The sequence below is a fragment of the Ornithinibacillus liuyingii genome (genome assembly GCF_055550225.1).
Window position 1 is genome coordinate 1 of sequence record NZ_JBPWOS010000011.1, and the last position, 12,019, is coordinate 12,019.

12 protein-coding genes are annotated in these 12,019 nt (G+C 36.6%); 6 read left to right on the forward strand and 6 right to left on the reverse strand.

The window, feature by feature from the left end; translation table 11 throughout:
* Positions 1-459: 459 nt before the first annotated feature.
* Positions 460-1,821: a magnesium transporter gene (gene mgtE / locus ACSKT4_RS14835; protein ID WP_186871354.1), complete on the reverse strand. Its 1,362-nt coding sequence runs from the start codon at positions 1,819-1,821 to the stop codon at positions 460-462.
* 147 nt (positions 1,822-1,968) lie between these two features.
* Here mgtE and ACSKT4_RS14840 point away from each other — a divergent pair, with 147 nt between their 5' ends.
* Entirely contained in the window at positions 1,969-3,138 is a 1,170-nt protein-coding gene (locus tag ACSKT4_RS14840) for an FtsW/RodA/SpoVE family cell cycle protein (RefSeq protein ID WP_186871355.1), read from the forward strand.
* 51 nt (positions 3,139-3,189) lie between these two features.
* The gene (gene prpE / locus ACSKT4_RS14845; RefSeq protein ID WP_186871356.1) at positions 3,190-3,936 is read left to right on the forward strand and encodes a bis(5'-nucleosyl)-tetraphosphatase PrpE; all 747 of its coding nucleotides are present in this window, start codon (positions 3,190-3,192) and stop codon (positions 3,934-3,936) included.
* On the opposite strand, the gene ACSKT4_RS14850 is transcribed toward prpE, so the two are convergent.
* From ACSKT4_RS14850 to yjbM, 3 genes are read right to left on the reverse strand one after another with little or no spacing between them, the layout of a single operon-like run.
* Entirely contained in the window at positions 3,937-4,818 is an 882-nt protein-coding gene (locus ACSKT4_RS14850; protein WP_186871357.1) for an RluA family pseudouridine synthase, read from the reverse strand. It lies immediately after the preceding gene.
* Positions 4,819-4,837: 19 nt separating this feature from the next.
* A complete protein-coding gene (locus ACSKT4_RS14855) occupies positions 4,838-5,638 on the reverse strand; it encodes an NAD kinase (protein ID WP_186871358.1) in 801 nt (266 codons plus the stop codon).
* Between the two features lie 25 nt (positions 5,639-5,663).
* Positions 5,664-6,272 (reverse strand): GTP diphosphokinase, encoded by a 609-nt coding sequence (yjbM, locus tag ACSKT4_RS14860; protein ID WP_186871359.1) that lies wholly within the window; start codon positions 6,270-6,272, stop codon positions 5,664-5,666.
* Positions 6,273-6,395: 123 nt separating this feature from the next.
* Between yjbM and ACSKT4_RS14865 the strand changes: the two genes are divergently transcribed.
* The 4 genes from ACSKT4_RS14865 (at position 6,396) to ACSKT4_RS14880 (ending at position 8,826) form a co-directional block, all read left to right on the forward strand.
* Complete coding sequence (locus tag ACSKT4_RS14865; protein WP_465823634.1) at positions 6,396-6,965, forward strand: CYTH domain-containing protein; 570 nt, start codon at positions 6,396-6,398, stop codon at positions 6,963-6,965.
* A gap of 81 nt (positions 6,966-7,046) precedes the next feature.
* On the forward strand, positions 7,047-7,427 hold the full coding sequence (locus ACSKT4_RS14870; RefSeq protein ID WP_186871361.1) for a globin domain-containing protein: 381 nt from the start codon (positions 7,047-7,049) through the stop codon (positions 7,425-7,427).
* Between the two features lie 14 nt (positions 7,428-7,441).
* Complete coding sequence (locus ACSKT4_RS14875) at positions 7,442-8,338, forward strand: DsbA family protein (protein ID WP_186871362.1); 897 nt, start codon at positions 7,442-7,444, stop codon at positions 8,336-8,338.
* A 317-nt stretch (positions 8,339-8,655) separates the two neighbouring features.
* Positions 8,656-8,826, forward strand: coding sequence for a hypothetical protein (locus ACSKT4_RS14880; protein WP_186871363.1), 171 nt, complete (start codon positions 8,656-8,658; stop codon positions 8,824-8,826).
* A gap of 87 nt (positions 8,827-8,913) precedes the next feature.
* Here the strand turns inward: ACSKT4_RS14880 and pepF are convergent, their stop codons facing one another.
* On the reverse strand, positions 8,914-10,728 hold the full coding sequence (gene pepF, locus ACSKT4_RS14885; RefSeq protein WP_186871364.1) for an oligoendopeptidase F: 1,815 nt from the start codon (positions 10,726-10,728) through the stop codon (positions 8,914-8,916).
* A 93-nt stretch (positions 10,729-10,821) separates the two neighbouring features.
* Positions 10,822-12,015, reverse strand: a complete 1,194-nt coding sequence (locus tag ACSKT4_RS14890) for a competence protein CoiA (RefSeq protein WP_211741696.1) — start codon at positions 12,013-12,015, stop codon at positions 10,822-10,824.
* Positions 12,016-12,019: the final 4 nt, after the last annotated feature.

Below are 12,019 nucleotides of genomic sequence, written 5' to 3' on the forward strand. Positions count from 1 at the left end.
ACTAATCCACAGCGTTGCTTTTAGTATAAATGACTATACTAAAAAAGCACTAGAGGTAGCGAACCTCTAGTACTTAATATACAAGGCTGGGACAAAAGAATTTATCTAGGAAAAACCGGATGATGAGCAAGGATCCCGCTTTGGAAATATACTTCGCTTTCACTTCCAGTACAGGGACGACATCTGCTCGAAAAAACCATCGCAGCGTCTACCTTGCCGCCGGGCGGCTGCCTTAGCCTCCTCGTGCTACTTCTTTAGGGGTCTCAACCTTGCCCTATCCTCCCGCAGGAGTCTACGTATATTTCCGGAGCTAGTATCGTGTATCATTCGGTTTTACATTTAATTCTCTTAATTAGTCCCAGCCTCTTTTCAAGACATATCTATATTCGTTTACTTGGTTTATATAAAAAACCGAAAACTGTCATGCTTTTTAGCTAAACAGTCATCTATACATATTGCTTATAACAATAGACGCATAAATGTCGTAGCTAGTCCAAAATATATTAGTACCGAAATAATATCATTTATCGTCGTAATAAATGGGCCGGAAGCGACAGCTGGGTCAATACGAAAACGATCCATTAGTAGTGGAATAAATGAACCAGCAAGTGTTGCCACAACCAAGGTTAACATGATTGATAAGCCAATTAGAATTCCTAAATATATGTTATCCTGCCATAAAAAGATGATGACAGTTATAATCAAACCACACACCGTTCCCGTGATAAGACCGGTACCTGCTTCTCGAAGAATCAATTTTAGCTTACCGGAATCACCATATTCACCAGTAGCCAGTCCCCGAACAGCTACAGCTAGCGCCTGGGTTCCTGTATTCCCAGCCATCCCCCCAATTAATGGAATAAAAATAGAGAGTATGGTAACTTGATTTAAGGTTTCTTCAAACTGACCAATTAAACTAGCAGTCAATAATCCCAAGAATAATAATATAATTAACCATGGTAAACGTTTCTTTGCAGCTATTAATGGATTAGTATCCTTACTATCCCCATCAGAAATACCTGCTAAGCGAGAATAATCTTCACTAGCCTCTTCTTCCATAACATCTAAAATATCATCAACGGTAATAATCCCTAATAAATGCTGTTGAAAATCAACAACTGGAACGGCAAGAAAATCATAATCCCGCATTGATTTAGCAACATCTTCCTGATTTTCTGCCACAGAGACGTGGAAAACTTTTTCATTCATAATACTTTCAATCGTTGTATGATCATCAGCAATGATAAGATCCCGTAAAGACAGTACCCCGACTAATCTTTTATCTCCATCGACAACATATAAATAATAAATCGTTTCAGCATCTGGAGCTTCTTCTTTTAACTGATTCATTGTATCTTTCACGGTTTGCATTTTGTTTACCGAGATGAACTCAGTTGTCATAATACTACCGGCAGTCTTTTCCTCATAATGAAGCAAATCCTTAATGTCTTCAGCATCCGCTTTATTCATTATCGTTAAAAAGCTTACAACCTTTTCTTTCTCCATCTCATTTAGGATGTCCACCGCATCATCGGTCGACATTTCAGCAAATACCATGGAAGCATAGTTCGTATCCATTTCAGTGAAAAATGGTTGAATATCTTCAAGCCCTATATGCTCCATCATCGCTGCCACTTCCTCTGGAGAAAGGTAGCCATAAATTAACATGCGGTCCTTTTTTTCTACTTCCATAAAAAATAACGCTTGATCATATGGGTGCATGTCTAGAAAATGTTCTCTAAAATCATAAATATTTTCGCTTTGTAGAATTTCTAGAATCCTATTGAAAGCTTCCCACTTCACTTCCTCTTTATTATCCATATGCAACCCCCCTTTTAAAAATATTTATCATCGTTATACATACCTGTAAAAATCATTCATCTAACTACAGAAAGATGGTATAATAGTTTAATGCGAAGACTATGTTTCAAAGAAAACAAAGTATCATATAGAAAGTAAGGAACAAACATGAATACTAATAAAAATAACATTGATTATACATTAATATCAATTATACTGCTGTTAGGTATCGTGAGTGTTTTCACGATATATACGGTCGAACCCACCTTACCAGCAACATTAGCAGATCAAAACTTCTATCAAAAACAGATTATCTGGTATGTCGGTGGAGGACTTATCATCGCATTACTTATGCAAATTGACTATGACCGTTTCAGACAATTAACTTGGATCCTTTATGGAATTGGTATGGTCATGTTACTCATGCTGTTTTTTGGGTTTCCACCAGGGATTGTCCACGAAGTAAATAATGCTGTGAGTTGGTTCAAATTCCCTGTACTTGGAACTCTACAGCCTGCTGAATTTATGAAAGTAATTCTCATTTTAACATTGGCACATGTTATGTATTTCCATAACCAAAAATATATCAAACCAACTGTTAAGAATGATTTATGGTTACTATGCAAAATACTTTTACTTTCCCTTCCACCAATGGGACTAATAGCAGTACAGCCTGACTTAGGTGGATTATTAGTTCTAGCCGCTATTACAGGGGCAATGATTTTAGTATCCGGCATTCGCTGGAGCTTGATTTTAAGTATTATACTAATTGCATTAGGTGGAATAGGATTAATTGTTGCTGCCTACTTCCTTTTCCCAGATTCTATAGCTGTATTTTTAGAAGAAACCGTGTTTAAACACGTATCTAGTCGTTTCTACGGGTGGCTTAGTCCTGAACAGTACTCTGAATCTGGCTATCAATTAATACGTGCCATGATGGCTATTGGTTCTGGTCAGCTTTTCGGAAAGGGAATTGAAGTCATGCAAGTAAGCGTCCCTGAACGCCATACGGACATGATATTTACCGCTATTGCAGAGCAATTTGGTTTTATTGGTTCTAGTATTGTTGTAACATTATTCTTCCTATTACTATATCGTCTAATTTATATCGCCATTCAAAGTAATGACAGTTATGCAAGCTATATTGTAACAGGAACTGTAGGGATGTTTGCTTATCAAATATTTCAAAACATCGGCATGTCCATTCAGCTACTCCCAATCACTGGTTTACCGTTACCGTTCTTAAGCTATGGTGGTAGTTCAACCTTAACATATCTATTAGCAATTGGGATTGTATTAAATATTCACTCTCGAACAAAAAAATATATGTTTGAATAAGCGAGAATAGCAGATACTATTCTCGCTTTCCTTTTACAATGAGGTGATAGAATGAAAGTTGATATTATTGGTGATGTTCATGGCTGCTACCAAGAACTTTGTAGTTTGTTTGAGGAATTAGGTTACCAAAGCATAGATGGTATCTACCTTCACCCCGATAACCGTATTCCAGTATTTGTTGGGGATCTAACGGACCGTGGCCCAGAATCGATTCACGTGATTCAAATTGTATATGAGATGGTCGTGAAGCACAAAAAGGCAAAATATGTACCAGGTAATCATTGTAATAAATTGTATCGTTATTTCTTAGGTAATAAAGTGCAACATCAGCATGGTTTGGAGACTACCGTAATGGAGTATATGGCCTTAAACGAAAAAGTACAGGACCAAATCCGAAGTCAGTTCATAGAGCTATATGAGGAAGCACCACTCTACCTACCATTACCAGAAGTAAATGCAGTCGTTGCTCATGCAGGAATTAAACAAGCTTATATTGGGCGTTATGACAATAAGGTAAAAACATTTGTATTGTATGGAGATATTACGGGCGAATTTGATAAGGCAGGTAGACCAATTCGCCGAGATTGGGCACAGCATTATCAAGGGGATGCTTGGATTGTGTATGGTCATACACCTGTGCGGAATCCGCGAATCGTAAACAAAACGATCAATATTGATACGGGGTGTGTGTTTGGTAACAAATTAACCGCATTTCGACTGCCAGAAGAAAGAATTGTCAGTGTTCCATCTGAACAACCTTTTCATCCAGATAAATTCCGATCCTTCCCAGACAGCTAATTACATGTCTGGAAGGATCTGTTTCATATCTTCTGGTAAAGGAGCTTGATAAGTCATCCATTCTTTTGTTCCAGGGTGTTCAAAGCCTAGCTCAAAGCAATGGAGCGCTTGACGATTTATTAGTGTTTTCTTTCCTCCATATAAATCATCTCCTGCTAGCGGATGGCCGATATGAGAAAAATGCACACGAATTTGATGCGTCCTTCCTGTTTCAAGCTGTACAGCGAGTAAACTATGGGAATTAGTTTCCTGTACAACCTGAAAATGTGTGATTGCTCTTTGACCGTCCTCCCGAACAGTTCGTTCAATTATAGAGCCTTCTTTTCTAGCAATATTAGCATCGATAATACCTTTTTTTTCTTTAAGAACCCCCTCAACTAAAGCATAATACTTACGTTTCACCTTCCCCTTTTTTTGACTGGCTGATAAAATGGAATGACTTAAACGGTGTTTGGCTATTAATAATAAGCCTGATGTATCTCGATCAAGCCTTGTAACCACATGAACCGTATAAGGGATATTATGTGTTTCATAGTGATATAGAATCCCATTCGCTAATGTGCCTGTTTGGTGAATAATGGAAGGTATTGTAGCAATACCCGTTTGTTTATTAATAACCATTATCGCATCATCTTCATACATGATATCTAGTGGTATATGCTCAGCTTGCATAAGCGGCCCCTTAACTTCCATTGCAAACTCTACCGAAACAATATCTCCGGACTTTAACCTATAGCGCAAATTCTCCGGCTCACCATTAACGAGTATCTTTCCTCCATCATAAATAAGACTTTTCAATAGACGCCTTGAAAAGTCTTGATCATTTTGTAAAAATTCACGTAATAGTTTTCCTTCTGTTTCATTCTGGATGATCCATCTCATCGAATTAATCACCTATACCTTAATTATTCTCTGCAATAAAGGAGTCACGTACTCGATTCCAGAACGGGAACGGCCTAAACCGGGCAAAACGAATTTTCTCCTTGGCCACGCGACATTGAATAGATTTCACATTCGTGTAATTATGCGTAATATGGTCAATCGTTATAAAGAAGCTACGATCGACAATTGGCTTTAATAGACATGTATGATGCTTTGGTAAAATTAACGGAGAGCCAATGGTACGAAATACCCGATTATTTATTGATGCCATTTCAGTTAATTGAATTGCCTCTAGAGTCGGGTGAATAATCCCACCACCTAGTGCTTTATTATAAGCCGTACTACCAGAAGGTGTAGATATACATAAGCCATCTCCACGAAATGTCTCAAACCGTTCTCCTCTAATTTCAACATCAAATACAACAGAGCTTTCGGGTGTTTTAATCGTCGCTTCATTTAATGCTAAATATCTATCCGTCTTATTTCCAGTTTTCGATCGAATTGTAACCTCTAATAATGGATATTCCACGATCTGATAAGGTGTCTTCGCAATTTCGATTACAAGTTTCTCCAATTCCTCAGGCAAGTAATCCGCATAAAACCCTAAATGGCCTGTGTGAATCCCAATAAAAGCTGTTTGGCTAAGTCGATGGTTATAGCGATGGAATGCTTCTAAAAAAGTGCCATCTCCCCCAACTGAAATAACCAAATCCGGTTCTTCGCGATCATATAATAGATCAAAGTCGATTAAATGCTGTTTCATTTTAGCTTTAATCTTATTCGATCTATCGTCTCCCTTTGAAATGATTTTAAACTTCAATCTCATGTCCTCCTATTAGTAATATTTATTTCCGATGAAAAATCCGTCGCGCTTCTTGAATTTCAGTTTTTATTTTTGACATTTCTTCATCTAGCTTAAATGCAGCTTCTGCAGCAAGCTGTAACCTCAACTTAATATCCTCTGGAATTCTACCTTTATATTTATAATTCAATGAATGCTCATTCGTAGCCCAGAAATTCATCGCTAATGTACGAATTTGAATTTCTGCCATAATCACTTTATTCCCATGAATAGTTTCAACTGGATATTCAATTAGCATATGAAAAGAGCGATATCCACTTTCTTTTTCATTAGCTATGTAATCCTTCTCTTCTACTATGGTAAAGTCTTTACGAGACCTCAGCATTTCGACAACTGTATAAATATCATCTACAAACTGACATACAACTCGTATCCCAGCTATATCTTGGATATCTTGCTCAATTCGATTAAGCGGTATTTTTCTTTTTTCTGCCTTTTCTAAAATACTTTGCACCGGTTTCACACGTCCAACAATAAATTCTATCGGAGAATGTCTTGTCTCATATTCAAATTGTGCACGCATGCCTTTTAATTTAACCTTTAATTCTTCGACTACTTGTGAATAAGGTGCAAGTATTGCTTCCCAATTCAATTTTAACACCACCTGTAATGACTATTTCGTTTTTATTTTAACACAAAAGAAATATATATTCTTTGCATAATTACTTCTGTTTCGCCATAATCAATGTAATTAAGAAATTCCTGGAGGTACCAAATGGCACAAGAAATCGAAATCGAATATAAAAACCTATTAACAAAAGAAGAATATGAAACCCTATTGAATAATCTACCTTTTCCAAAAGAAGGGAAAGAACAAATAAATTACTACTTCGAAACAGCAGACTTTAAACTACGTCAACATCATGCAGCATTAAGAATTCGTAAAAAGAATAATCAATACCAACTAACTTTAAAAGAGCCTCATAAAGATGGCCTACTAGAAACACACGACTCACTGACCGAGGCAGAAGCATTATCATGGATTAATCGTCATCCAACCCCAAAAGAAGCGACCACCATTCAATTAAATCAAATGAATATCGATACAGATGAGTTACACTATGTAGGTAATCTAACTACAATTCGGCGCGAATACCAGGAAAATGGACTCATAATTGTTTTAGATTATAGTCAATATAATCATGTGGAAGACTATGAACTAGAGATAGAGTCGCAGAGTAAAGAAGCTGGCTTAACTGCTCTTACGAACATTCTAGAAACATATCATATTACCCAAAAAGAAACACCAAACAAAATAGCAAGATTCTTTTCTAGCCTATCTTAAAATATAGTACAATCAGATTATTTGCTCACCCTTATTTATTGTTGCTACAATATAGACACCATTGATAAGGAGTAAATAAACGTGAATCATCGAACAATATTTGAAGCAATTGGTGGCTATGAGACTATCGAACGGCTTGTGGCTGCTTTTTATAGACGAGTTGGAAATCATCCGAAACTCACTCCTATTTTTCCAGAGGATCTTACTGAAACCGCAAGGAAACAGACATTATTCTTAACGCAATTTTTCGGCGGTCCTCCTGTTTATACAGAAGAACGAGGACACCCTATGATGAGACGTAGACACCTACCATTTGAAATTACACCTTCACGAAGAGATGCTTGGTTAGATTGCATGGAAGCAGCATTAGAAGAAGTGGAAATTGAAGAACCATACCGTACAGCTATATTTGAAAAGTTGACCATGACCGCCAATCATATGATGAATACACCCGAACAATAGAAAGGAGAATCGATGTGAGCTGGGAACGAACTGAGCTAATTAGCTCACAGAAAGCAAACACATCGTCCGAATATAGTTGTGATACTGTAAAAAAACCAATTGAAATATATGTATTTATCGACCCGATGTGTCCGGAATGCTGGTCACTTGAGCCGTATTTAAAAAAGCTATCAATTGAATATGGACGATTGTTTACGCTAAGACCAATAATTTCAGGTGCCTCTAGGCCGCTTAATCATGATAATTTTGATCAACCAAAAAGACTTAGAGAGATTTGGGAACGTACCGCATCTAGAACAGGAATGAGTTGTGATGGTGATTTATGGCTAGAAAACCCAATTCACTCCCCTATCACAGCCTATTTAGCTATCAAAGCTGCTGAGCTTCAAGGAATACGTTATGGTAAAGTATTCTTACGTAAAGTACAAGAATGCCTATTCTTAAAAAAGATGGATATCTCTAAAGAATCCGTATTGTTGGAGTGTGCAAAAGCTGCCAAGCTAGACATTCAAGAATTTAGAAATGATTTACATTCCGATTCTGCAAGGAAAGCATTACAATGTGATTATAAATTAAACCGTGAAATGGAAATTGATTACATGCCAACGATGGTATTTTTCCATAAAAATATTGAAGAGCAAGGAATAAAAATCTCTGGCCTTTACCCTTACGAAATTTATGTCCGGGTTTTAAGTGAAATGACAGAGCACCTGCCCATTCCTTCACAACATCCTTCGTTAGAAGATTTCGTACAACGTTTTGGTGTAGTTGGAACAAAGGAAGTATCTGTAGTATATAACTGGACCCTGGAAAAAGCAGAACGCGAAATGAAAAAACTCCAATTAAAGCAAATTGTAGAAAAGATTCCTGCTAAACATGGGACATTTTGGCAATTTAATGAACAAAGATAACGATTATATTAAACAAAAAACCAAGGGGGATTCCTTGGTTTTTTACTCATTTAAGAAAAAATAAAGGATATACGGGGCAGCGTATATCCTTCTTTTTCTCACTTCTTTGTATCAAAACAAAGGGGGATGGGAGAAAGTTTCATGATCAAACAAAGGGGTTTTGTTTGTGATTCATCTCACATTAATAATATATCAGTTACAACCATTTTTCGCAACTAGTTTGTTTTTCTTTTCACAAATCTGTCACTTCTATTATTACTTTGACTTACATATATATTAGTAGACGATTTTCTGATCGGAATAAGGAGGAAATTACGTTGCGAGAATTACTTCCATACCTGTTTATTATCTTAACGTTTTTTGCTGTTTTACTAAATCTATTTGGGTTAATGCAACTGATCCCAATTTATGTCACATTACCGATTCTATTTTTATGTATTTATTTTACTTTATTTTCATTCACCCATCGAAATAAATATCGTGGCTAGTTCACTTATGTTACTACACCATTCTACTTTTTTAGTAACCTCTAAAGTAAAAAAGGGTGACCCCGACTTAAAGGGCCGCCCTTTTCCTTATTTATTTAACAGAAGATTTTCCATCTCTGTTAGTTTTTCTTCAAATACATCTAATGCATCTAAGATTGGTTGTTTCGATGTCATATCGACACCAGCTTTTTTCAATACTTCAATTGGATAATCACTACTTCCAGATTTCAGGAAATCTAGGTAATGACCAACTGCTCCTTCTTCTCCAGATAGCATTTTATTCGCTAATGCTGTTGCAGCGGAGTATCCAGTAGCATATTGATAAACATAGTAGTTGTAGTAGAAGTGAGGAATTCTAGCCCACTCTAGACCGATTTCTTCATCTGACACCACTTCGTCACCGAAGTATTTTTTATTTAGCTCATAATAAATTTCTGTTAAGTTATCTGCAGTAAGTGCTTCCCCTGCTTGTGCGCGTTTATGAATCTCATGCTCGAATTCTGCAAACATTGTTTGACGGAAAACAGTACCACGGAATCCTTCTAAGAAATGGTTTAAAATATATAGCTTTTGTTTTTCATCGTCAAGATTGTTTAATAAGTAGTCGTTAAGTAATGCTTCATTCGCTGTAGATGCCACTTCCGCTACAAAGATGGAATAGTTACCATAACGATATGGTTGGAACTTCCTTGTGAAATAACTATGTGCAGAGTGCCCTAATTCATGTGTTAATGTAAACAGGTCACTCACACGATCTTGCCAGTTCAATAAAATATATGGGTTCGTGCCATAAGCACCTGAAGAGTATGCACCACTTCGTTTACCTTTATTTTCTTCCACATCAATCCAACGATTCGCAAAGCCTTCCTTAATGACTTCTAAGTATTCTTCTCCAAGAGGCTTAAGACTTTCTAATACATATTCTTGTGCTTTCTCATATGGGATTTCCATGTCGACATCTTGGACTAATGGTGTGTACATATCATACATATGCACTTCATCCACACCTAGTATTTGTTTACGTAATTTTCCGTAACGGTGTAATAACGGTAATCTCTCATTAACAGCTTCAACCAGATTATCGTATACTGTTTCCGGAATATTATTATTGTCTAACGCAGCCTGTCTAGCTGAATCATAGTGACGAACTTTTGCATTAAAATTATGTGACTTAACAGTACCACTTAATGTAGAAGCAAAGGTATTTTTGAATTGTCCGTACGTGTTATACATTGCTTGGAATGCTTCTTTTCGCACTCGACGATCCTTTGATTCTAAGAACCCTACGTAGCGACCATGTGTTAGATCGACTTCTTCTCCCTTTTCATTGGTAATGGTAGGGAATGTTAAATCTGCATTATTTAACATTCCAAACGTTTGTGACCCAGTAGATAAAGCTTCAGACGCCTCTGCTAAAAGGGCTTCTTCTGTCTCTCCTAATACATGCTTACGTTGTCTAATAATTTCATTTAACACATGTTCATAAAGCTTTAATTCTTCTTTTTCTTCCAGGTAAGCCTTTATCGTTGCTTCATCCATCTTCAGAATCTCTGGTACTAAATAACTCATAGAACTTTGCGCAAATGTTAATACATTTTCTGCTTTTGCATTCAATGCTTGATAAAATGAGTTAGTCGTGTCCTGGTCATAACGCATATGTGCATATGTAAAAAGCTTACCAAGTCTTTCTGACAATTCATCTTGCAAGTTTAGAACGTTATATAAAGAGTCTGCAGATTCTGCAACCTTTCCTTTATACTCTGAAATTTTAGGAATTTCGTTCTTTAAGCTATTAAGCTCTTCTTCCCATACGGCATCAGTTTCAAAGATATCCTCTAATCTCCACGTTCTTTCAACCGGTACTTCACTTCTTGTTTGAAGTTCTTTTGTTGCCTTTGCCATTTACCTTCCTCCTTTACATCATTCCACAGTATAGTTATCAGTAAAAATTAGAAAATACTACTAATAACTATATTATTTAGTATAACGAATTAATTATGAATCATGCTCGTATTTTGTCTCGAAAATGTTCAAAAGTTCTTTCAATAATTCTTCATCTCCTTTAAGAGCGTCTTCTATATGCGAATAATGGTGTAAGTTTGTGCTTTTACGAAACTCATGCTCGGAAACCTGTTCAATAATTCCTAATGCGGCCAATAGATGAAGGTATTCCATAATGGGGTCAGCTGAGGGTTGTACTAAAGGGAACGAATCCGTTGATATTGATTTACGAAACTGAAAATGACAAGAATTTAATGAAAAAACTGCTCCAATGGGAATAGGGTCAATAAACTCTAGACAAATTCTACTTTGCCAATCCCCTAGCGAGGTTAACATTTTATATTGGGAGGAGATGGGAAGATATATAATAGAAGGCAAGAACTCTCGGTGTGTACCTTTATAATATAGCCAATTGTACCAACTCAACTCGGTGCCATATAATTTTTTTGGTTGATACATTCTGTACTGATACTTTGCTTTTCTCCATTCAGTAAGGAAGAGTTCCCTAGAATCCACGGACGTTTTAAACATATCGAGAAAGATCATCGAATCAAGTTTTTTTATAATGAAATTCCCAATCATCCGTCTTTTTCCTATTTGAAAGACATTTCCAATTATCGTAAAGAGTTTGCTTTGTGGGTCGAAAAAATATAATACGGGGAAAGACTGGTCCTGGAACTGATGTAAAAACTGTAATAGAAACTGATCTACCTTGAAGGAGTGTTTAGTAGTTCGTTTCAGGTTGGTCGCACCTAAAATCCAAATTGGTTGAATTCCCACACTTAGATAACTCCCTGTTCGCTTTTGAATCTCATTAATGGGTATTCTTGCACACTGATATTCCAATGCAATTTTCTTTTTACCTACTCTAAGGAAAATGTCACATCTCTGCTTGATTGATGAAATATATTGTTCAAGCGCCACATCTAAGCCTTGCTTAATTAGCCATTGATAGAGCATGATCTTACCTTGCTCATGATAGACCCCTTCCCCTCCTTCATGTGTTTGACAATTCTTCCTGTTTTGATGTGCAAAGTGAGGAATTATCTTGGATCCTGATTTAATAATGACCTTACCTTTACACACAGGACAAAAAAACACATGATCCGATCTAAGCACTTCAATCTCCTGCTTGGAAAACTCGAATAACGTAATGAGCTTCCCATTATTTAATTTGGCTTGTAGCAAAACA

Bases quoted from the DNA above. Each gene is read 5' to 3' on its own strand.
- mgtE (WP_186871354.1), bottom strand. From the start codon at position 1,821: ATGGATAATAAAGAGGAAGTGAAGTGGGAAGCTTTCAATAGGATTCTA.
- ACSKT4_RS14840 (WP_186871355.1), top strand. From the start codon at position 1,969: ATGAATACTAATAAAAATAACATTGATTATACATTAATATCAATTATA.
- prpE (WP_186871356.1), top strand. From the start codon at position 3,190: ATGAAAGTTGATATTATTGGTGATGTTCATGGCTGCTACCAAGAACTT.
- ACSKT4_RS14850 (WP_186871357.1), bottom strand. From the start codon at position 4,818: ATGAGATGGATCATCCAGAATGAAACAGAAGGAAAACTATTACGTGAA.
- ACSKT4_RS14865 (WP_465823634.1), top strand. From the start codon at position 6,396: ATGGCACAAGAAATCGAAATCGAATATAAAAACCTATTAACAAAAGAA.
- pepF (WP_186871364.1), bottom strand. From the start codon at position 10,728: ATGGCAAAGGCAACAAAAGAACTTCAAACAAGAAGTGAAGTACCGGTT.